Annotated in this window: 18 protein-coding genes; 10 read left to right on the forward strand and 8 right to left on the reverse strand. The window is 57.5% G+C overall.

The features are described from left to right. Positions 1-317 precede the first annotated feature (317 nt). Complete coding sequence (locus QE408_RS02225; protein WP_306928185.1) at positions 318-1,262, reverse strand: amino acid ABC transporter substrate-binding protein; 945 nt, start codon at positions 1,260-1,262, stop codon at positions 318-320. Between the two features lie 4 nt (positions 1,263-1,266). Continuing rightward, on the reverse strand, positions 1,267-3,477 hold the full coding sequence (locus QE408_RS02230) for an EAL domain-containing protein (RefSeq protein WP_306928186.1): 2,211 nt from the start codon (positions 3,475-3,477) through the stop codon (positions 1,267-1,269). Between the two features lie 260 nt (positions 3,478-3,737). Between QE408_RS02230 and QE408_RS02235 the strand changes: the two genes are divergently transcribed. Then, on the forward strand, positions 3,738-4,670 hold the full coding sequence (locus QE408_RS02235; RefSeq protein WP_306928187.1) for a methylenetetrahydrofolate reductase: 933 nt from the start codon (positions 3,738-3,740) through the stop codon (positions 4,668-4,670). 40 nt (positions 4,671-4,710) lie between these two features. On the opposite strand, the gene QE408_RS02240 is transcribed toward QE408_RS02235, so the two are convergent. From QE408_RS02240 to QE408_RS02255, 4 genes are read right to left on the reverse strand one after another with little or no spacing between them, the layout of a single operon-like run. After that, positions 4,711-5,628: an ROK family protein gene (locus QE408_RS02240; protein WP_306928188.1), complete on the reverse strand. Its 918-nt coding sequence runs from the start codon at positions 5,626-5,628 to the stop codon at positions 4,711-4,713. Continuing rightward, complete coding sequence (nagA, locus tag QE408_RS02245) at positions 5,625-6,806, reverse strand: N-acetylglucosamine-6-phosphate deacetylase (protein ID WP_306928189.1); 1,182 nt, start codon at positions 6,804-6,806, stop codon at positions 5,625-5,627. Before nagA ends, QE408_RS02240 begins: the two co-directional genes overlap by 4 nt. Then, positions 6,803-7,825 carry an SIS domain-containing protein gene (locus QE408_RS02250; protein WP_306928190.1) on the reverse strand — a complete coding sequence of 341 codons (1,023 nt, stop codon included), beginning with the start codon at positions 7,823-7,825 and terminating at the stop codon, positions 6,803-6,805. The genes nagA and QE408_RS02250 overlap by 4 nt, the downstream gene beginning before the upstream one ends. 22 nt (positions 7,826-7,847) lie before the next feature. Continuing rightward, complete coding sequence (locus QE408_RS02255; protein ID WP_306928191.1) at positions 7,848-8,597, reverse strand: GntR family transcriptional regulator; 750 nt, start codon at positions 8,595-8,597, stop codon at positions 7,848-7,850. 473 nt (positions 8,598-9,070) lie between these two features. Here QE408_RS02255 and QE408_RS02260 point away from each other — a divergent pair, with 473 nt between their 5' ends. From QE408_RS02260 to QE408_RS02280, 5 genes are all read left to right on the forward strand, one after another. Then, entirely contained in the window at positions 9,071-10,249 is a 1,179-nt protein-coding gene (locus tag QE408_RS02260; protein WP_306928192.1) for a Gfo/Idh/MocA family protein, read from the forward strand. Positions 10,250-10,262: 13 nt separating this feature from the next. After that, positions 10,263-11,147: a carbohydrate ABC transporter permease gene (locus tag QE408_RS02265; RefSeq protein ID WP_306928193.1), complete on the forward strand. Its 885-nt coding sequence runs from the start codon at positions 10,263-10,265 to the stop codon at positions 11,145-11,147. Then, positions 11,144-12,004, forward strand: coding sequence for a carbohydrate ABC transporter permease (locus tag QE408_RS02270; RefSeq protein ID WP_306928194.1), 861 nt, complete (start codon positions 11,144-11,146; stop codon positions 12,002-12,004). The genes QE408_RS02265 and QE408_RS02270 overlap by 4 nt, the downstream gene beginning before the upstream one ends. A gap of 95 nt (positions 12,005-12,099) precedes the next feature. After that, positions 12,100-13,263, forward strand: a complete 1,164-nt coding sequence (locus QE408_RS02275) for an ABC transporter substrate-binding protein (RefSeq protein WP_306930155.1) — start codon at positions 12,100-12,102, stop codon at positions 13,261-13,263. A gap of 126 nt (positions 13,264-13,389) precedes the next feature. Further along, a complete protein-coding gene (locus QE408_RS02280; RefSeq protein WP_306928195.1) occupies positions 13,390-14,508 on the forward strand; it encodes an ABC transporter ATP-binding protein in 1,119 nt (372 codons plus the stop codon). 242 nt (positions 14,509-14,750) lie between these two features. On the opposite strand, the gene QE408_RS02285 is transcribed toward QE408_RS02280, so the two are convergent. Both QE408_RS02285 and QE408_RS02290 read right to left on the reverse strand, forming a co-directional pair. After that, positions 14,751-16,226: a M81 family metallopeptidase gene (locus QE408_RS02285; protein WP_306928197.1), complete on the reverse strand. Its 1,476-nt coding sequence runs from the start codon at positions 16,224-16,226 to the stop codon at positions 14,751-14,753. A 35-nt stretch (positions 16,227-16,261) separates the two neighbouring features. Further along, on the reverse strand, positions 16,262-16,750 hold the full coding sequence (locus QE408_RS02290) for a hypothetical protein (protein ID WP_306928199.1): 489 nt from the start codon (positions 16,748-16,750) through the stop codon (positions 16,262-16,264). A gap of 113 nt (positions 16,751-16,863) precedes the next feature. Here QE408_RS02290 and QE408_RS02295 point away from each other — a divergent pair, with 113 nt between their 5' ends. Genes QE408_RS02295 through QE408_RS02310 form a run of 4 tightly spaced genes read left to right on the forward strand, consistent with a single transcriptional unit; the run spans position 16,864 to position 20,860 of the window. Next, entirely contained in the window at positions 16,864-17,250 is a 387-nt protein-coding gene (locus QE408_RS02295; protein ID WP_062424125.1) for a RidA family protein, read from the forward strand. A 10-nt stretch (positions 17,251-17,260) separates the two neighbouring features. Then, positions 17,261-18,127, forward strand: coding sequence for a MurR/RpiR family transcriptional regulator (locus QE408_RS02300; RefSeq protein WP_306928201.1), 867 nt, complete (start codon positions 17,261-17,263; stop codon positions 18,125-18,127). A gap of 4 nt (positions 18,128-18,131) precedes the next feature. After that, complete coding sequence (locus QE408_RS02305; protein WP_306928203.1) at positions 18,132-18,914, forward strand: SDR family oxidoreductase; 783 nt, start codon at positions 18,132-18,134, stop codon at positions 18,912-18,914. Positions 18,915-18,940: 26 nt separating this feature from the next. Then, positions 18,941-20,860 carry a beta-N-acetylhexosaminidase gene (locus QE408_RS02310; RefSeq protein ID WP_306928204.1) on the forward strand — a complete coding sequence of 640 codons (1,920 nt, stop codon included), beginning with the start codon at positions 18,941-18,943 and terminating at the stop codon, positions 20,858-20,860. Positions 20,861-20,873 lie beyond the last annotated feature (13 nt).

Raw genomic sequence — 20,873 nt, forward strand, 5'->3', positions numbered from 1 at the left:
CTCTGTTTCGTTGGCCGCCGCGGACAGCGCAAACAACGGAGAAAACACGATCACAGCAAGCAAACTAGGAAGGAAGCGTTTTAGCTTAGACGCCTCTCTCTCTGAAAAATCGACGACCTTCATGTTCCAAATCCTCGTGTTTTGACTTTCACACCTCTACAGCCTGCACATGCTCAACAAATGCCATCTGTGAAAATCGGACCACCACTACAGCTTGGTTCCGAGACGCACGGCACTTAGGTTTCTCTGCCTGATGGAATTTATCACTCCGATATAAAATGCTGCGTATCTCGCCAGAGGGGCAGCAGAGGTCGAGTTCATTGATCATACTCCGCTGGATTCTTGAATTCCGCCCTGAGTTCCTCCGAGATCGGGAGATTGAAATTGCGGTTCATCGGCGGCACCGGAGACATGAACCACTTATCGTAGATGCTGTTTATCTCGCCGCTCGTGTAAATCTTGTACAAAGCTTCGTTGACCAGCGTCTTGAATGCAACGTCATCCTTGGGCAACATAATTCCATAGGGTTCGGCGGGTCCGAACTTGTCTTGTGAAATCGCATATTCCTCTGGTGCATCCGAAAAAGCGACCTGTCCGGCGAGAAGAACATCGTCCATGACGAAGGCGGATGCACGGTTGTTTTTCACCATTGCGAAGCCCTCGGAATCCACTTTGGCGATCAGAACCGAGATGTTCAGATTGTGAGTTCTGTTGACGTCCTGCAGCTGCTCGATGTTGATGGTGCCGGTCGTCGAGGCGACGGATCGACCTGCGAGATCCTGGATCGTGTTGAAGCCGCTCGCCTTCTTCGCCACAAAACGCGTGGCGCTGTAGAAGTGCGGATAAGAGAATGCCACCTGCTTGCGTCTTTCCGCATTGTTGGTCGTTGCGGCGCACTCCATATCGACCTTGCCAGATTTGACCAGCACGAAGCGGGTTCCGGGCGTGGCAACAGCGTAATCGACCTTGATCCTGTCAAGTTTGAGCGCATCCCGGATGTACTCGGCAACCTCCTTGCAGATGTCGATGGAATAGCCTGCCACAGTACCATCCGCCGTGACATAGGAGAAAGGGACCCCATCGGTACGATGTCCGATGGTGATCGTCTTCGTCTGCTTAATCTTATCGACGGTCGAGTTCGCAACACTGCCGGCCTGCGCAGTCAGCGACAGAGGAAAGTTGCATGCGAGCAGAGTGAGCGGGACCGAGAGAAAACGCGACCGTCTTGACCAGAAATATCTAAAAATATGAAAAAATTCCATTTTTCTAACCGTGAGCTATTTTGACAGGATCGGAATGCTTTAGGTTTTCAATCTCCGATAGAGGCATTGGGCGACCGAGGTGATAACCCTGCAAAAGGTCGCATCCGGCAGCGCGAAGCAGCGAAAGCTGTTCCTGCGTTTCCACGCCTTCAGCCGTCGTTTTTAATCCAAGGCCTGCGGCGATGTGAATGAGACCCTGAATGATTGCGAGGCTCTGCGTGTTGCTCATCGCTTCGGCGATAAAACTGCGGTCGATCTTGATCTTGCCGATCGGAAGCTTGGTCAGATAGGCGAGGCTTGAGTAGCCAGTTCCGAAATCATCGAGCGCGATCCTGACCCCAAGCGCCCGGATGTCTTGCAGACATGTGGTAGCCTCGGCTCCTGACAGGAGAACGGTTTCCGTCAACTCGATCTCGAGCCGCGATGCTGGCAGGCCGCTATCCGTCAGTGCCCTTTGAACCTTTTCGGCAAGATCACCCTGCTGTAGTTCGATCGCCGAGATGTTGACGGCCACTGTTGCGTCATTTGGCAGTCGCATGGCTTCCTGACACGCGCGCTTCAACACCCAGTCGCCGATTGCACAAATCTGGCCGGTCTTCTCGGCCAGCGGAATGAAATCGTCGGGTGTCACCCAGCCGCGAACCGGGTGCTGCCAGCGCACAAGCGCTTCATAGGCGACGGGCTCTGGATTGGAGAAACAGAAGATCGGCTGATAGTGCAGCACCAGTTCGTCCCGCTGAACCGCAAGGTCGAGATCCTGCTGCAGTTCGTGGTCCTGTTCTTTCGACATTTCCATTCCGTGTTCGAAGAACCGGAAATTCCCACGGCCCTCGGACTTGGCGGAGTAAAGTGCCACGTCCGCGTGTTTGAGCAATTCGGACATCTCATGACCGTGAAGCGGCGCTATCGAAATGCCGACGCTGGCTCCGACGGACGCCTCCTTGCCCAACAACACAAAGGGCCGCGATGCAGAAGCGATGATACCCTTCGCCAGGCGACCGGCCTCACGCACCGCATTTTTCCGGACGATCTGCAGGATTGCGAATTCGTCACCGCCAAGCCGGGCGACCATGTCCTGCGGCCCGATCAATTGCAGCAGGCGCTCTGCGAAGGAAACGAGAAGAGCATCACCGCTGGCGTGGCCCAATACGTCATTGACCGCCTTGAAGCGGTCGAGATCGAGAAGCATGAGATTGAAACGATGGCCGTTCGCCAACTCTGCGATCTCACCTTCCAGACGCTTGCTGAAGAAGGCACGGTTCGGTAGTCCGGTCAGTGGATCGTGATGGGCAAGATGCTCCATCTGTTTTGCCACGTCGCGGATTTGGCGCAAATTCTCCCGCTCGACCACCGCTTCGCGAACCTTCTCAATCGCGACCGCCACCCGACCGATTTCGTCGTTGCGATGCTGAAATGGCGTCACCGAGGCTGTGTCGTCATGGGCGATTTTGGTCAACGCTTCGATCAGCGCGGGCACCGGCATGAAGACCTTGCGCATCATAAGCGCAACGACCCCACCAGTTACGAACAGAATGGTGATGAGAAGCGCAAGGGAGTTATGCAGAAGCTTGGTTTGTGTTTCGAGAAGCTCGGATGCCTCGCCGATCGTCGTCACCACACCGCCCTGCAGCTTTCCGTCTTGATTGACCACGGGAACAAAAGCGATGAAGTGCCGCACGGTACCGAGTTCGGCAAAGCCGACGTAAAATGCATCCAATGCCGTGTCTTCGGGCAGCTTCAACGAGATATTTTCCACGTCCCCCAACGCGTCGGCGGAACTGGTGAAGGTCTCTCCAGTGGGGTCCTTTTGAAAAATCCAGACATTGTTCTTGGTTTGCGCAGCCGCAAGCGCCAGAACATCCCCGGGATTGAAGCCAGTATCCAGAATGGACGCATCATCCCCCAGCGGTCGTTCGCTGGTAATCTTGACGATCTGGCCGCTATTATCACTGTCGATGGAGATGAAGGTGTAGATCGTACGGATCGCAGAGCTCGTCACCTGCGCGTTCAGTTCTGCCTCTCGACGCCACTGGTCGAGCGAGTCCCGCTCGACCATGATCCAGCCGACAGCGGCACCAACAAGGTAGGCAAGCACAATGCTGGACACGAGCGAAACGGTAATCTTCCAGAACAACGACTGGTACCAGACAACTCTGGCCGGCCGTGCTGGCGCGTCTGCCTCGAAATGATCCGCACTTTCCGTGCTCAAGAGCATCTGGCTCTCACTTTTGCCTCTTATCAAATAAAAATGGTCAAATTTATCTTCTAGCGTCTCGTTACGTCGCAGTTTGGAGCACCACTCTTAAGCAAGAGAGTAAAGATATCCTGACATCGTTCTGCGAGATTCTATGGGATGGATAAAAAAGAGCAAACAGGCCGATTACCCCAGATCAGGCGCAGTCCAATTGCAGATCTGGCTCGGAAATGGCGGCTCCTCTAAACCTGGCGCGTGGCAGGCAGAAAGAAAATCAGCATATGGCAATACTGAAATTCACCGATCGGGCGAAGAACAAGAGCGGCGCTGGTGCAAAATCCTCCAGCGCTCTGCTCAATCCCTACTCCATTGAGGTGACGCCGAAGACCGCCGCAAAGATCAATGACTTTTCCAAATTTCTTCCCGCTGGAACACGGGTCTATATCGCCCATATCGCGGGAACATCGATCCAAGATATGGTCGCCACGGCAAAGCGCCTTCGCCAGGACGGTTTTGCTGTCATGCCGCACTTTCCGGCACGCAGCATTCCCGACATCGCCACTCTGGAGAGTTGGATAGAACTCTATCGCCATGAGGCCGATGTGACCGAGGCCCTGCTGCTCGGCGGTGGAGAAACAGGTCCCGTCGGTTCAATCGAAAGCTCGATCCAGTTGCTGGAGAGCGGCCTCTTCGATCGGCATGGTTTCAAACGCCTGCATGTGGCAGGTCACCCGGAAGGGAGCCGTGATATCGATCCGGACGGCACGACGCGCAATGTCGATAGCGCGTTGAAATGGAAAGCGGACTTTTCTCGCCTGACCGACGCCGAGATGGCCATCGTCACGCAATTCGGCTTCGAGCCCGCGGTCATCACGACATGGGCGGAACGGATCGCCGAGACTGGCATTACCCTTCCGATCCATGTGGGGATTGCGGGGCCAGCCAAACTTCAGACCCTGATCAAGTTCGCCATATCCTGCGGCGTCGGCCCTTCATTGAAGGTGCTGCAAAAGCGGGCTCTGGACGTGACGCGATTGCTCATGCCCTATGAGCCGACCGAGATGGTGGAGGCGCTCACCGCTTACGTCGAGAAAAATCCGGCGTCGTTGATATCGCAGCTCCATTTATTCCCACTCGGCGGAATCGAGCCTGCGGCCCGGTGGGTGGGAGACAATACCGTTACTCAGTCTCACGCTGCCACTGCGACATTGTAAGCAAGCAGCTAAGATTGCGCGGCGAACTCATTCTTAGGAATTAACCGTCAGACGAGGTGAATGCCAACCCCAGGACTGCCGCACCGACAAGGCCGGGCTCGATGGCACATTCAGCCTTGACCACGACCGGACGTTGGAATTTGCGGAGAATTCTCGCTCTCACAGCTTGATCGAGCGCCTTAATCAGCGGCAACGAGTTGGAAAGCCCCCCGCCGACAGGAACGATGGTCGCGCCGGTCATATTGATAACGAGCGACAGGGGAGCGGACACGATATCGATATAGATCTCGATCGTGCGCGCAGCTTTTTCATCGCCGCCCTGCCATGCGTCCAGAATCTCTTCCGCCTTCATATCGGTGCCGGTCAGGTGACGGTGGAGCTTCTCCATGCCGCGAGCGCTGCCAATGGCATCGACACATCCATCGAGTCCGCAACCGCAGGTAAAGCGCGGCAGTTCTACAGGCGGATTTCCGGCACGTGTGGCAGCAACGGGACCGTGGCCCCACTCCCCCGCGAAGCCACCGGCGCTGTTGATCAGTTTGCCATCCACAACGAGGCCGCCGCCAACGCCCGTCCCGAGAATAGCGCCGAAGACGACGCGATGGCCGCGCCCTGCCCCTGCGCCATATTCCGCAAGCGCGCAACAGTCCGCATCATTGGCAATCAGCACGGGAAGCCCAAGCGCTGCCTCGAGGTCTTTTTTCAACAGCCGTCCATGAGCGCAGGGAATGTTGGCGATGTTGGCGCGGTCGGTATCGGGGTCGATGACGCCGGCAATCGACAGCGCGACGCAGTCCGGGTTCTCTCCGATGTCTTCAATCACGGATTTCAACACGTTCACGAAGGCATCGAAATCATGGATCGGCGTTTGCCGCCGCGCAACCGGGCGGATGTCATCGACCGCCCATGCACCAGCGCCCTTGATGGCGGTGCCGCCAATATCGAAACAGACGATCAAGCCGCAGCCCCTTGTGAGAAATCGTTACCAAAGACGCAAGCGCCGGCGATGAAGGTCGCCATCAGGCTCAGATCCTGTTTCAACACCAGGACATCGGCGTCCATCCCGACGGCGAGACTGCCCTTGGTGGCGCAACCAATCGCCTCCGCCGGATAGAGCGAGGCCATATTCAGGGCTTCCGTCAAGGGCAATCCGATATGCTCATGGGCGAAACGCACGCAGGACAGCATATCGATATCGGCGCCCGCAAGCGTGCCATCGGCAAGCGTCAAACGCCCTCCACGTCGGAACACTTCACGATCGTTGAGGAGGAACCCTTGCTGATCGGTACCGATGGTCGACATGGCGTCCGTCACCAGGAATATCCGGCCCGGCCCCTGCTTGGCAGCGAGCGCCACCTGCATCACGATGGGATCGACATGGAACCCATCGGCAATAAGACCGCAGGACAAGCGGCCGTTGGCGAGTGCCACACCGACCAGCCCCGGCTCGCGATTTTCCATCTGGCTCATCGCATTGAAGAGATGCGTGACCATGGATGCGCCAGCCGAGACATAAGGCAAAATGTCACGCGCTTTCGCATTGGTGTGACCGAGGCTCACGACATATCCGGCTTCAACCAGTTTGGTGACATCGGCGGCTGAGACGCTTTCGGGCGCTAGCGTGATCAGGGCCTCACCGAAGTGACCGGCCTTGTCGACGAGGAAATGCAGATCGTCACTCTCAAGGGGGCGGATCAGCGAAGGATCGTGGGTCCCCTTGCGAGCGACGGACAGATGCGGACCTTCAAGATGAAGACCGAGATAGCCCGGCACCTTTTCCGCAAAGGCAGCAACACCGGCAGAAACGGCCTTTGCGCGGATATCGACCGTATCGGTAATCACGGTCGGCAGAAGAGCGGTGGTGCCATAGGCTGCGTGGGCAGAGCAGATCGTTCGGATGCCGTCGAGGTCGGGCTGATTATTCAGCAATACACCGCCGCCGCCATTCACCTGAAGATCGATAAATCCTGGAACGACGAGGCCACCGGCAACGTCGCGCCGCTCGATGGAGGAAGAGAGATCCGCCTCAGCTAAGATGGCATTGATGCGACCATTCTCAACGACAACCGCGTAGCCATCCAGAAAAGTGGCGTGGTTGAAAACCCGGCCGCCACACAACGCGAATGAAGCATTCATCGTGTTTCCGTCACCTTCTTGAGGGCAGCAGGCTTGTCGGGATCGAAGCCACGCGCACGCGACAGCGCTTCAACCATGCCATAGTAAGGGACAATCAGCGCCAAGGCATCGGTCAGCGGGTGACCCGTCTCAACGAAGGGAAGAACGGTGGCACCCCTGCCCTTGTCGGATGTCAGATAGACATTGGCATTCTTGCTGACGAGACCGGATGCCGTTTCGGCAATCGAGGCTTCCGCCTTGTCACGTGCGGCAAAGGCAATCACGGGAAAGCTTTCGGCAACCAGCGAAACCGGGCCATGCAGCACCTCGGCCGATGAGTAGGCTTCCGCGTGCAGCTCGCAGGTTTCCTTGCATTTCAGCGCTGCTTCCGTCGCAATGGCGAGTGCCGGGCCACGGCCAAGCATATAAAGAGATTCTGCCTTCGCCAGCGGTTCCACCAGCCCGCTCCAATCGAGCGCAAGCGCCTTGTCGAGATGATCGGGCAGCGCTGCCACCGCCCTCTTCAGGGAGTCCGAGCCGCTCCATTCACCGAGAACTGCCAGTCCGGCAACGATCGAATTGACATAGGACTTGGTCGCGGCAACCGCAATTTCTGGCCCAGCCTGGATATTGAGCGCAATCGAGGCAGTGTCGGCGAGAGGGGATGGTGTCGTATTGACGAGAGATACGGTCAATGCGCCGCCTGCCTTTGCACCTTCAAGCATCGAGACGATATCTGGGCTTGCACCCGACTGCGAGACCGCGAAGGCTGCCGCCCGCTGCAGGCGCAGTGGCGCCTTGTAGATCGAAGCCAGCGAGGGACCGAGAGACGCGACCGGCAGACCGAGTTCAAGCTCTATGGCATATTTCAGGAAATAGGCTGCGTGGTCCGAAGAGCCACGAGCGACCGTGACCACAACGGCGGGATCGTGGGCCGCAAGAGCGTGTCCTGCCCGCGAAATATCGTCTTTCCCGGCATCCAGCAGCCGGGCTACGGCCTGGGGGATTTCGTCGATTTCGCGTCGCATCATTGTCGTCATCAGTATGGCCTCTCGGTTTTGATCAGGCGCCGATCGTGAGTTCTGCGACGAGATCGTAGGCGTCGCTGCGATAAAGCGCGGTGGACACTTCCATCACGCGCCCCGTATTGAGATAGGCGATACGCTGCACGGAAAGCGCAGCGGAGCCCGGTGGAACCTCCAGCCGTTCGCTTTCGTCATCGCGCAGCAGCACGGCGGAGATTCTTTGATTGGCGCGAACCGGGCGAATGTCGCGGGCAGCCAGCGCGAGATAAAGCGAATCTTCCACCTTCTCAGGCTCAGGCAGAAGATCGTCCGGAAGGCTGGTGCGCTCGAGTGCAATCGGCATATCGTCGGCCGTGCGCAGACGCAGGATCCGTGCGACACGCGCCCCGCCCGACAGGCCAAGCATCATGGTTTCCTCAGGGGTCGGGAATTTGAGCCCGCGCTCCAGCCACCGCGATCCTGCAACCATTCCACGACGACGCATGTCTTCTGTAAAGGAGGTCAAACGCGTCAAGGGCTGCTGCATCTTCGGCACCGGCTTGGCGACGAAGGTTCCAGACCCGTGCCTGCGCACCAAAATGCCCTGCTCGACCAATTCGTCGATGGCCTTTCGGACCGTCACCCGGCTGATCGCTGCGGCGTCGGCGATATCCCGTTCTGCCGGTAGCGCATCCCCGTGCTTCAGCCGGCCCGTGGAGACAGCATCCTCGATCAGGCGGCGCAACTTCTGGTAAAGCGGCCCGCCTCTTAATGCCTGCAATTCACCAAACGGTAAAACACCGTCCATTGCGCCTCTCCGATCTGTGCCCAAGCGATAGTCCCACCTCCCATGGCGGAAATCGTCTCTCTCAGACACCATACCAAAACAGATACCAATACAACGCCACATTGGCAATATGCAGAACCAATCAATCGAAAATCGGTAAAATAGCAGCGATTCCAACGCCGAACATCTATTCCATGACCACTTCTGAAGAAATTTTTGTTCCACTGTAGACAGCAGGTATTTTTTTGGTATTAGTTATTAACAACGACGACCGGCCTGCGGAAAACCGAAAGTGGCTGGCGAGGGGAAATGCCCAAGACTCCAGTGTTTAGACGTTCATCGCTCACGCCCCATAAAGGCGGAGACCAAGAAAACAATTCTGAGTGTGAAAATTATTTTCATAGCTACAATCGATCGCGGTTTTTCCGGTTGACCATACGGGAAATTTGCAACAGGCTACGAAAATAAATTACGAAAAGGGGAGCTGCAAAGCCATGAAAGTCGCAATAATCGGACTCGGATTCCGCCTTGGCTATCTCGGCCAGGTCTTCACGGAAATCGATCCTGATTTTGAGATCGTCGCCCATGTCGACCCCGAGCCAGCAGGCATGAAGCAGCTGGAAGCAGAAAACATTTCGGCTGGCCGCGCTTACGAAACGCCTGAAGAGATGATCGCGAAGGAAACCTTCGATCTTCTCATGATCGGCTCTCCCAACACATTCCATCTGGAACATATCCGCATCGGTCTGGAAGCAGGCCTGAAGGTCTTCACCGAAAAGCCGATCGTTACCACCATCGAAGAGAGCTTCGAACTCGCACGGCTTTTGAACCAGTATGGTCAGGACCGCCTAATGGTCGGTCTGGTGCTTCGCTACTCGCCGCTCTACCGCGATCTTAGGCAGGCACAGGCTCAGGGACTTCTCGGCGATATCGCCTCGATCGAAGCCTCCGAGCACATCGCGCCCTATCACGGCGCGTTCTTCATGCGAGACTGGCGCCGTTACGACAAGTATGCTGGCGGCTTCATGCTGGAAAAATGCTGCCACGACCTCGACCTTTATAACGGCGTGATGGGCGTGCGCCCCCGCTATGTCTCAAGCTTCGGCGGACGTCGCAGCTTTGTGCCGACAAACGCTCCGCAGAATAGCGGCGTCAACGATCTCGAGGTCTATTTCCGTAAACCAAGCGGCTGGATGGGTGCCGACAAGGTGTTCGATAGCGACGGAGACATCATCGACTTCCAGACCGCCATCGTCGAATACGAAAACGGTGCGTCACTGGCATTCCACACGAACCTCAACGTGCCTGATGAATTCCGCCGCTTCTGCGTCGTCGGCGCAAAGGGCATGGCGGAAGGCGATTTCGTCCGGGGCTTCCTCGACGTTCACCGCGCCCATGACAGCGCCAAGCTGATCGGCAACACCTATCAAGCGCCATCGGCGAAGTCGCACCATTACGGGGCAGACGAGCAGATGGCAGCCGACGTCTTCGCACATGTTACGACCGGGGCTGCTCTTCCTGTTTCGGCGCTCGACGCGATTGAAGCGGGCATCCTGGCGATTGCCATGGACGAGGCGCGTGCTGCCCGCAAGGTGGTCGATCTCGCGCCGGTCTGGGCAAAGTACGACGCTTGCCTCCACGGCACCGAAGACGCGCAAAAGCGCTCCGCCTGATGAAAGGGTGATCATGGACACCAGACGAAGCGCCGTTTTCTTTGCATGGCTGCTTTTGGCGCCAGCCCTTCTCTACGTTCTTGCGGTTGTCGCCTACCCGCTTGTCGATACCTTTATTCTGTCCTTTACCGACGCATCGCTGAAGAAGACCACCAACTGGGTTGGCTGGGTAAATTACGAGAAGATTTTCAACGCTACTTTTGCGGAAGTCATCATCCGTACCTTTATCTGGACGTTCTTCTCGGTCGCCATCAAGATGATCATCGGCACCTTCGGCGCGACCATGCTGAATGCCGCAGTACCAGGCCGTGCGATCTTCCGCATTCTGACAATGCCACCTTGGATCGTCCCAATGGCAATTGGCATCTTCATGTGGGGCTGGATGTATAATGGCCAGTTTGGCATGATTTCCGGCATGCTCCAGCGCACCGGCTTGGTTGATGGACCAGTTGCCTTTCTGGCGCAGGGCTCCACCGCGTTCTGGGCAACCGTGATAACCGATGTGTGGATCGGCGTGCCGATGGTGACGCTCTACCTTCTCGCCGCCATGCAGGCCGTTCCCCAGGATCTTTACGAAGCTGCATGGGTGGATGGTGCCGGACGCTTCTATCGTTTCCGCCGCATTACGCTGCCGCTTCTCGTCCCGTCCATGATCACCATGTCGATGCTGTCGCTGATTTCGACCTTCAACTCCTTCGACATCATCTGGATTTTGACCCGCGGCGGTCCGAACGGCGAAACAACGACGATGATTATCGATACCTACAAGACCGCGATCGGCTCTTACAAGTATGGTGAGGGTGCTGCACGCGCCGTGTTGATCTGCATCTTCCTGTCCATCTTCTGCCTTGCCTACTTCCGCATTGTCAGCAAGCTATCCGCCGGAGACAAGCGATGACACCTCCTCCCGCACTGATCAACCGCTATAAATGGTACGAAGTCCTCGCCATCTATTGCGGCATCGCGCTGTTCCTGATCTTCGTGCTGTCGCCCTTTGTCGAAGGCTTTCTGGTGTCGCTGAAGCCGCTCAGCCAGCTCTTCTCGTCACCCTATCGCTTCTGGCCGGAAAACGGCTCCTTTGAAGCGTATAGAACGATGTGGGTGAGCGTACCGGGCTTTGCCCGTTACATTTTCAACTCGTTCTTTATCTCAGGGATCGTTACGGCCATTGTCTTGGCGCTGGTCATTCCTGCCGCCTACGCGTTTGCCCGTTTCGAGTTTCGCGGCAGCGGTCTGTTGCTCGGCGCCTTTCTTGCCGTCAACATGTTTTCGGGCGCGGTCCTGCTGATCCCGCTCTTCCGCCTGATGCGCTCGATCGGCGTGCTGAATACTTATCTCGCCATGATCGTACCGGGCGTGGCGTTCCTCATCCCGTCGGCTATCTGGCTGCTGCGAACCTATATGATGCGCATCCCCCGCGAACTGGATGAAGCAGCCTATGTCGATGGCGCCGGCTATTTCTACACGCTGCGCCGCGTGATCATACCGATCGCGATGCCGGGCATCGTGGTGGTCGCGATCACGACGTTCATCGGCTCCTATGCGCAACAATTCATCTACGCGCTAACCTTCAACTCAAAATCTGAATATATGCCTCTGCCGGTTGGCCTGTTCGCCTATTTCGGCCGCCAAGAGGTCATCTGGAACGAACTCATGGCCGCAAGTTTCGTCGGCATTGCGCCGGCGATGATCGTGATCTTCTTCCTGCAACGCTATCTCGTCAGCGGACTGACCGCAGGCGCGGTGAAACAATAAAACAACCACCAGAGAATGGGAGACTGACCGTGAATACCAAATTCAAGTTTACCCTCTACGCGCTGAGCCTTGCTGCTTCCACAGCACTGGGCGCCATGTCTGCACAGGCTGCCGACAAGGAAATCTCCTGGATCTATTGCGGCGACAAGATCGACCCGATCCATGAGAAGTACATCAAGGAATGGGAAAGCAAGAACGAAGGCTGGACCGTCAAGCCAGAAGTCGTGGGCTGGGAACAGTGCCAGGACAAGGCAACGACGCTTGCAGCATCCGGCTCTCCAGCCGCCATGGCCTATGTCGGCTCGCGCACGCTGAAGCAATTCTCTGAGAACGACATGATCGTTCCCGTCCCGATAACGGATGAGGAAAAGAAGTCCTATTACCCGCACATCGTCGACACGGTTACCGTTGACGGCCAACAGTGGGGCGTTCCGATCGCCTTCTCCACCAAGGCTCTCTACTGGAACAAAGACCTTTTCAAGAAGGCAGGTCTCGATCCTGAAACGCCACCAAAGACCTGGGCGGAAGAAATCGCCTTTGCCAAGCAGATCAAGGAAAAGACGGGCATTGCCGGTTATGGCCTGCCTGCCAAGACCTTCGACAACACCATGCACCAGTTCATGCACTGGGTTTACACCAACAACGGCAAGGTCATCGATGGCGACAAGATCGTCATGGATAGCCCCGAAGTGCTGGCAGCTCTTCAGGCCTACAAGGACATCACGCCTTACTCCGTGGAAGGCGCAACGGCTTACGAGCAGAACGAAATTCGCGCTATCTTCCTCGACGGCAAGGTCGGCATGATCCAGGCTGGTTCGGGTGCAGCTTCGCGTCTGAAGAAGACCGGCATCAACTGGGGTATCGCAACACTCCCGCTCGGCCCTTCGGCCAAGGGCCCAGGCACGCTGCTCATCACCGATAGCCTTGCCATCTTCAAGGGCTCGGGCGTGGAAGACAAGGCGATCGAATTCGCCAAGTTCATCACCTCTCCTGGCCCCCAGGGCGAGTATGAGCTTCAGGGCGACGCCGGCCTGACGCCTCTGCGTCCTTCCGCGAAGGTCGATGAATTCGTTGCAAAGGACCCTTACTGGAAGCCTCTGATCGAGGGCATCACTTACGGTGGTCCTGAGCCGCTCTTCACCGACTATAAGGGCTTCCAGAACACCATGATCGAGATGGTCCAGTCTGTCGTCACCGGCAAGGCTGAACCTGCAGCCGCGCTGAAAAAGGCGTCGGGCGAACTCGAGCAGTACAAGTAAGACCGAACCGAAGGGGGCGCTGGTTCCAGCGTCCCCTTCGACACCACCGCATGGATCGAACAGCCTTGCGGTACACCAACAGCGCTGCCGAATGCACTGGGTGCAAACGGCCCTCTGGAGACGATCGTGGGTCAGCTTCATCTCAACAACGTTAAAAAAGTCTACGGCGACTTTGAAGTTCTCAAAGGCGTGCAACTCAATGTTCCGCACGGAGAATTCGTCGTTTTCGTCGGCCCGTCCGGCTGCGGAAAATCAACGCTGCTGCGCATGATTGCAGGCCTGGAATCGATCAGTGACGGCGATATCGTCATCGACGATATCCGCGTCAACGATAAGCCGCCGGTCGAGCGTGGAATCGCCATGGTCTTCCAGTCTTACGCGCTCTACCCTCACATGACCGTCTTCGAAAATATCGCCTTCCCGCTGCGTGTCGAGAAGATGGCGGAGGATAAAATCCGCGAAAAGGTGCATGCGGTCGCGAAAATTCTCCAGCTAGAGCATCGCCTCGAGCAGCGGCCTGGCATGCTGTCGGGCGGCCAGCGCCAGCGCGTCGCCATCGGCCGCGCGATTGTCCGCGAACCGAAAATCTTCCTGTTCGATGAGCCGCTGTCCAACCTCGATGCCGCGCTGCGCTCGGACATGCGTATCGAGCTGACCAAGCTTCATCGGCAGCTCAAAGCCACGATGATCTACGTGACCCACGACCAGGTGGAAGCCATGACCATGGCCGACCGCATCGTCGTTCTCAATGCCGGCAGCATCGCCCAGGTCGGCTCGCCTCTCCAGCTTTATCACAAGCCGGACAATCTCTTCGTCGCAGGCTTCATCGGCAATCCCAAGATGAACCTCCTGCCCGTGACCTGCGTGGAAGCCTCCGACACCGGTGTGACCATTGCTTACGAGGGCAAGCAATTGACGGTGCCTGTGGCGCGCGGACAAGTGCGGGCCGGCGATACGCTGACGCTTGGTATTCGCCCGGAACACCTCAGCCTCGGCACCGGCGACATGACCATTACCACCATCCCAAGCGTTATCGAACGGCTCGGCATCAACACCATCTCCTATTCGACACTGTCCTCCGGCCAGCAGTGGTGTGCGCTTCTTCCAGGCTCTGCGCCGGTTGCGGTCGAGCAGCCCGTCTCGGTCGCGATCAACGGCGCGGATTGCCATCTCTTCGATGGCGAAGGCAACGCGCTGGAACGTCGCATCGACTGGAAGACACAGGAAATGCCAGTTCTGGCTTGATCCCTGTTTAGTCTAAAGCATATTGCGACCTTTCAGATTCGCTCATACGCTTTAGGTCTTTGTTATCGCATGCCGTTATCGCAAAACCGCCGCACACTTTTGCGCGGCATGCTTTAAAGGCGGATTGAAGCGCAGATAAAAGTTAAGGGCGTTTCCTTGTTTGAAGGAAGCGCCCTTAATTTATGTGTTCATTCCGATGGACACCGAGACAGCATCTGCCGCGTTCACGATCATCGGTGACGTCAGGCCGCTTTGGTGCCGTGCGGGTCTTGAATGATCGGCCAGATGTCGCGCCTGACGCGGCGATAGGGATTGGTCGCCGGATCGTTCGGATAAGGCTTGCCCGCAGAGCAGTAAAGAATCTGCGAGGCGATCTTGGAAAAAGCGGCATAGAAGTGATTGGTCGACTTGATCAGCAGGATCTTTTTCGAGAGCGGATCGATGCCGAGAGCGGTGAAAAGCGATGGATCATAGCTTTGAACCCGCACTGTTCCCAAAATCACATCGATACCTTGAAAGTGAATATGTGCCGCGTCACCGAAGGGCGCGATGCTGTCGCCGAACTTCATCTCTGCATTGGGGACCACTTTGACGACCTTGACCAAGGCATCGATCGGATCGCCGGTATTGGGTGCGGATTTCGCCCCAAAGCGCAACGGGATTTCCGCCCCCTCGCCTGCCGCCATGCAGATTTGTACGGCAATCGGATCCCAGACAAGACCGGCAGCCACGCTCGTCGCGCCCTGAGCCATCAGTTCACGCAGCAGCACCGTTGCATCACCCGCCGTGCCACCACCTGGATTATCCCACACATCGGCAATGACAACGGGTCCATTCGATGTGTCCGCCTTCATCGCAAGCGACACAGCCTCGGTCTCACCAATCTGCGGCATCATGAAGGTGCCGCGCTTGTCGAAAAGCTCAAGCCCGATCGAGCGCGCCAGCGCCATCCCCTTGGTTGCATTGCCATCGGTGACCGCGATGGTCTTCGTTCCCATTTCCGGCACATCGCCTGCCATGAAGCCATGAATGACGGAAAGCGATAGCACCTCCGGGTCCTGCTTCTCTAAGGCCATCATGCGATCGACAATGCCACGCATTGGTTCACGTGACGTCGGAAACACATCGATCATACGGCAGTCAAACACAGACATGACAGGCTTGACCCGCCCTTCCAGCGTATCCACTGCGATACGCCAGAGGTCTTCGGCGCGATCGACGAAATCCGTATGCGGAAATTCCTTGAAGACGACGAAGAAGTTCACGGCATCGACGCGCTTGCTCGTCAGATGGCTGTGAGGATCGAGCTCGGCGCAAACCAGAATATCCGGCCCGACGATTTCGCGAACGCGCGTCAAAAGATCGCCTTCCGGGTCGAGATAGCCATCCGCAACCATGGCGCCATGAAGGCCCAACACCACCGCATCGACGGGCATTGCCGCCCGCAACTGATCGAGAATTTCGTCACGCAGGCTCTCAAAGGCTTGACGGTTGATCAAACCCGCCGGATCAGCCCAGGCTGCGGTTCCTTCGATCAGCGTCCAGCCTTTGGCAGCACAGACCGCGCGACCAACAGTGATTGGCGCGGTGCACAGCGTGGGGGTGACAGGATGCTGACCCGGAGGCGCGTAAAGCGATTCCTCGAAAGCCCGCCTGTCGATACAGATCGGCGCGAAAGTATTGGTCTCGGTGGCGAGAGCCGCGGTAAAGATGCGCAAGAGCTTGGGCCTTTTTTGCTAACGAATGGCGGGAATCATTGGCCCATGGGGTTCGGCAGATAACCGGTGAAGCCGGAAATCTTCCAGCGGCCCTCATCCAAGCGGCAGTAATAGAGCGTCTGCCACTTCATCAGGTCTGTAGAGCCGTCTGCCTTCTTGATGCTACCGTCGAATTTCTTACGCACCAGCGCGGTCTCGCCGGAAATCTCGATCTCTTCCAGGGTCGTCGTGGTAAAGATAGCCGTGCGCGGATCTTCACCATAGGTGCCTTCAGCGAACTCTTGAGCCTGTTTCAGCCATTCATCGCGATATGCTGAAAGGTTGGGGAAAGCCAGCGTCCATTTGTCGGGGTTCGGTTCGCGATTGCCGCTGATCCCGATGAAACCATCTTCCACGAAATCATCCGCAACCATGGACCAATCCGCAGCCAGAAACGCATCGATATCGCGCGGGACAAGCATCTCCCAGATGGCGTATCGTGCGCTGTCCGAAGCTGGAAAGGGGTTTTGGAAGGGATCGCGCATCGAGGGCTCCATATCTAAATAATTTTCATGACAACCAAAAATCTCTGGCAAAAATCCGTTTTCTATGGTCACTTGTCAATGAAGAACGAAAATAATTTGCAAGAGCCCATCCCATGAGCATCAAACGATATGGCGCTGAAAAATCCGGCGCAGGCGGACAGACACTTCCTTTTGCACGCGCGGTCGAGGCCGATGGCTGGCTACATGTTTCCGGCCAGGTCGCCATGGAAAATGGTGAAATCATTTCCGGCGGCATCATCGAACAGACTCACAAGACCATCGAGAACGTGATCGCCATTCTGCATGAGGCGGGCTACGGCGTCGAGCATGTCGTGCGCTGCGGCGTATGGCTGGATGATCCGCGTGACTTCTGGACGTTCAACCGCATCTATCAGAGCTATTTCGGTGAACATCCGCCAGCGCGCGCCTGCGTCCAGGCCTCGATGATGGTGGACTGCAAGGTCGAGATCGACTGCATCGCCTATAAACCCAAGTCCTGAAAGCAGGCCGATGGATATCTTCGCGACCATTCAGGATGAAAGAGCGCAGTTTTCGCCATCCGAACAGCGCATCGCGGAGATATTGCTGAACGAGTTCGACTTCGCCGTCGGCGCGTCGATCATCGAATTGGCGGAAAAGGCGGATGTCTCTCCGCCGACCGTCACCCGCTTCTGCCGTCGGCTTGGCTGCCAGAACTTTGCCGACTTCAAGGTTCGTCTTGCCAAGACGGCCTATGTCGGTGTGCGTTACCTCAATCCGGAAGCAAAGAGCACGGCTGCGGTCGATGTCGCCGAAGACATCATCACCAAAGCCCAGAACGCGCTCTTCATGATGCACCGCGCGCTCGATCCACAGGCGCTGGATACCGTGGCCGACCGGATCGCAGCGGCGACAATGGTCTATGCCTTTGGCTCCGGCGGCAATTCGTCCATGGTAGCAACCGAATTTCAGAACCGGCTCTTTCGGCTAGGCACCCGCATCACCGCCAGCAACGATCATAATATGCAGCTTATGCTGACAGCGGCAGCGCAGGAGGGCGATGTGATCATCGGCTCGTCCTTCTCCGGCCGCAATCAGGAACTGATGCGTTGCTTCAAGCTGGCAAAAGAAAATGGCATCCGCACCATCGCGCTCACTCAATTGAAAAGCCCGGTCGCGAAACTCGCAGATCATGTCGTCGGCATCGACCTTCCCGAGGGCGATAACATTTACCGACCCACCTCGACGCGCTTTGCCTATCTCGCCGTGATCGACGTGATTGCCAGCCTCGTGGCCTACAAAAACCGTAAGCACTCCACCATCACGCTGCGCCAGATCAAGCAGCAATTGCTGGAGCATCGCGATGGCGGCGACGATCGCCAGATACTGGGAGACTGACACTATGACGACCCATAAGCGCATCGCCGTGGTGACCGGCGCTGCCGGTGATATCGGGCGCGCAATCGCTGCCCGGCTCGCAGCGAGCCATGACCTGATAGCGCTTGTCGATATCGATGCGGGCGCTCTGGAAAGTGCGGTTGCCACGCTTGGCGGCGGATCCGCCTATGTGACAATCGTCGCCGATGTCACCAGCGCTGACAGCTTAGCGGCCTTGACAAGTCACCTCGCAACCCTCGGCAAGGTCGTCACCCTCGTCAACAATGCCGGTGCGGCACGTGCCGTTTCCCTACACGACACGACGCCAGAGATTTGGCGCATGGATTCAAGCCTCAACCTTGAGGCTGCATTCCTGACCTTCCGGGCTCTCGAAAATGACCTGAAGGAAACACAAGGCTCCGTCGTCAACATCGCCTCCGTCAATGGCATGGCCGTCTTCGGCCACCCGGCCTATAGCGCCGCCAAGGCGGGCTTGATCCATCTGACCAAGTTGATCGCGGTCGAATACGGAAAATTCGGAATACGAGCCAACGCAGTCGCGCCTGGAACCGTGCGCACCCAAGCCTGGGAAGCACGCGCCGAAGCCAATCCGAATGTCTTCGAAGAGGTCAAGCGCTGGTATGCGCTGCGCCGTATCGCCACCACCCATGACGTCGCCAATGCCGTCCATTTCCTGGCGAGCGATCAGGCAGCCGCGATCACCGGCATCTGCCTGCCTGTCGATTGCGGACTGACGGCGGGCCAGGCCGAGTTGGCCCACACCTTCTCGCAATCCGAACATTACTGAACACGCATAAAATCAAGGGAACGACGATGAGCAAGACCGGATTCCGCCTCGAAAATGCATGGCATCCCATTGAGGGCGACCCTTCAGGCGGGTTTGTCTTCACCCTCGTCAACCTGACTGACAAGCCGATCAGCGACTTCAAGCTCGCCTATACGGCATTGACGCGCGTGATGGATGACCCATCTTGCGAGAACGCGACGTTCCTGCTGCGCAACGCCAACTTCCACCAATATGCACCGCCTGCCGGCTTCGTCCTGGAGCCCGGCGCCAGCTGGCGCTTCACCGTGCGCGGTCTCTGGCGCCCGGCCAAGCACAGAACCGATGGGGCAAAATCCGCCTATCTGACATTCTCCGACGGCACCCATCACACTATCGATGTTGCCGACCTGATGCTGGAAGGCAGGATCAGCGAGCCGCAAAAGCCGCTCCTGCCGGAAGGACGCGTCACCGAACCCTTTTCGCTTCTGCCTTGGCCGAAACAGGCGGACTTGCAAGCCGGCGAAACACCCGTCGCCCTCTACCCGGCAGAAGGCAGTGCCCTCTCCGACGTGAAGGCGATGGATACCGTCCTCGGCCTTCATCGCCGTCTGTTTTCTGTAGCCCATCAGCCATTTTCGCTGGTTGCCGTCGAACAGGGCAAGGCTGTTCGTTTTCAGCAAAGCGGTTCACTCGCGGCAGAAGCCTATGAACTGACATTTGCTCAAGATGAGATCTTGCTCGCCTATGGCGGCAATGCGGGCCGTCAATACGGCCTGACGGCATTGGCGCAGCTTCATGATGGCGCGCGCCGAAATGCGGCACTGTTCCACTTCCCGGGTTTGGGCACCATCAAAGACGAGCCGCGTTACCGATGGCGCGGATGCCACCTCGATGTGTCGCGCCAATTTGCTCCAGCGCCAGACGTGCTGCGTCTCATCGATATTCTGGCCTGGTACAAAATGAATGTCTTCCATTGGCACCTGACCGATGATGAGGCGTGGCGCTTTGAGGTTCGCGCCTATCCTCAATTGACGACCGTTGGCGTCAAGCGCGGGCCGGACGAGCCGATGCTGCCGCAACTCGGCAATGCAGCAGAGCCGGTTGAGGGCTTCTACACCCAGGCCGACGTCGCTGCCATCGTCGCCCATGCGACCGAGCTGAATGTCGAAGTCGTCCCGGAAGTCGATATTCCCGGCCACAGCACCGCGATCCTGGTCGCTCTTCCCGAACTGATCGATGGTCAGGAAGCGCCAGACAGCTACCGCTCGGTTCAAGGCTTCCCGAACAACGCGCTCAATCCTGCAATTGAAGAGACCTATGTGTTCCTCGGCAAGGTCTTCGACGAGATGGTTGAGCTCTTCCCTTCAAAGCTCATCCATATTGGCGGCGACGAAGTGGCCGACAACACCTGGATGGCCTCGCCGTTGGCCCGCAAGCTGATGGAGAGGGAAGGGCTCGACGGCACCTTCGGGCTGCAGAGCCACTTCATGAAGCGGGTTCAGAAAATGCTGGCGGACAGAGGCCGGAGCATGGCTGGTTGGGACGAGGTCTCCCACGGCGGCGGCGTCAACCCGGACGGCACATTGCTGATGGCATGGCGTGCGCCGGAGGTCGGTGTCGAGTTGGCTCAACAGGGTTATGACGTGGTGATGACACCGGGACAGGCCTATTATCTCGACATGGTGCAGGACGAGGCCTGGCAGGAGCCGGGCGCCAGCTGGGCCGGTACCGTGCCGCCGCACCACACCTATCATTATGAGGCCGTCGGCGAGTTTCCCGAGGAATTGAAGCCACGTCTTCGTGGCGTCCAGGCCTGCATCTGGACAGAGCATTTCCTCAACCGGGATTATTTCAATCATCTGGTCTTCCCGCGCTTGCCGGCAGTGGCGGAAGCCGCGTGGACGCCGCGTGAGCGTAAAGATTGGGATCGCTTCTCGGCGCTTGTGCGCCTTAGCCCCAAGCTTTGATAGGAGACGGCAC

Source organism: Agrobacterium larrymoorei (genome assembly GCF_030819275.1).
Taxonomy (GTDB): domain Bacteria; phylum Pseudomonadota; class Alphaproteobacteria; order Rhizobiales; family Rhizobiaceae; genus Agrobacterium; species Agrobacterium larrymoorei_B.

Bases quoted from the DNA above. Each gene is read 5' to 3' on its own strand.
- QE408_RS02225 (WP_306928185.1), bottom strand. From the start codon at position 1,262: ATGGAATTTTTTCATATTTTTAGATATTTCTGGTCAAGACGGTCGCGT.
- QE408_RS02230 (WP_306928186.1), bottom strand. From the start codon at position 3,477: ATGCTCTTGAGCACGGAAAGTGCGGATCATTTCGAGGCAGACGCGCCA.
- QE408_RS02235 (WP_306928187.1), top strand. From the start codon at position 3,738: ATGGCAATACTGAAATTCACCGATCGGGCGAAGAACAAGAGCGGCGCT.
- nagA (WP_306928189.1), bottom strand. From the start codon at position 6,806: ATGAATGCTTCATTCGCGTTGTGTGGCGGCCGGGTTTTCAACCACGCC.
- QE408_RS02250 (WP_306928190.1), bottom strand. From the start codon at position 7,825: ATGACGACAATGATGCGACGCGAAATCGACGAAATCCCCCAGGCCGTA.
- QE408_RS02255 (WP_306928191.1), bottom strand. From the start codon at position 8,597: ATGGACGGTGTTTTACCGTTTGGTGAATTGCAGGCATTAAGAGGCGGG.
- QE408_RS02260 (WP_306928192.1), top strand. From the start codon at position 9,071: ATGAAAGTCGCAATAATCGGACTCGGATTCCGCCTTGGCTATCTCGGC.
- QE408_RS02265 (WP_306928193.1), top strand. From the start codon at position 10,263: ATGGACACCAGACGAAGCGCCGTTTTCTTTGCATGGCTGCTTTTGGCG.
- QE408_RS02270 (WP_306928194.1), top strand. From the start codon at position 11,144: ATGACACCTCCTCCCGCACTGATCAACCGCTATAAATGGTACGAAGTC.
- QE408_RS02275 (WP_306930155.1), top strand. From the start codon at position 12,100: ATGTCTGCACAGGCTGCCGACAAGGAAATCTCCTGGATCTATTGCGGC.
- QE408_RS02290 (WP_306928199.1), bottom strand. From the start codon at position 16,750: ATGCGCGATCCCTTCCAAAACCCCTTTCCAGCTTCGGACAGCGCACGA.
- QE408_RS02295 (WP_062424125.1), top strand. From the start codon at position 16,864: ATGAGCATCAAACGATATGGCGCTGAAAAATCCGGCGCAGGCGGACAG.
- QE408_RS02300 (WP_306928201.1), top strand. From the start codon at position 17,261: ATGGATATCTTCGCGACCATTCAGGATGAAAGAGCGCAGTTTTCGCCA.
- QE408_RS02305 (WP_306928203.1), top strand. From the start codon at position 18,132: ATGACGACCCATAAGCGCATCGCCGTGGTGACCGGCGCTGCCGGTGAT.
- QE408_RS02310 (WP_306928204.1), top strand. From the start codon at position 18,941: ATGAGCAAGACCGGATTCCGCCTCGAAAATGCATGGCATCCCATTGAG.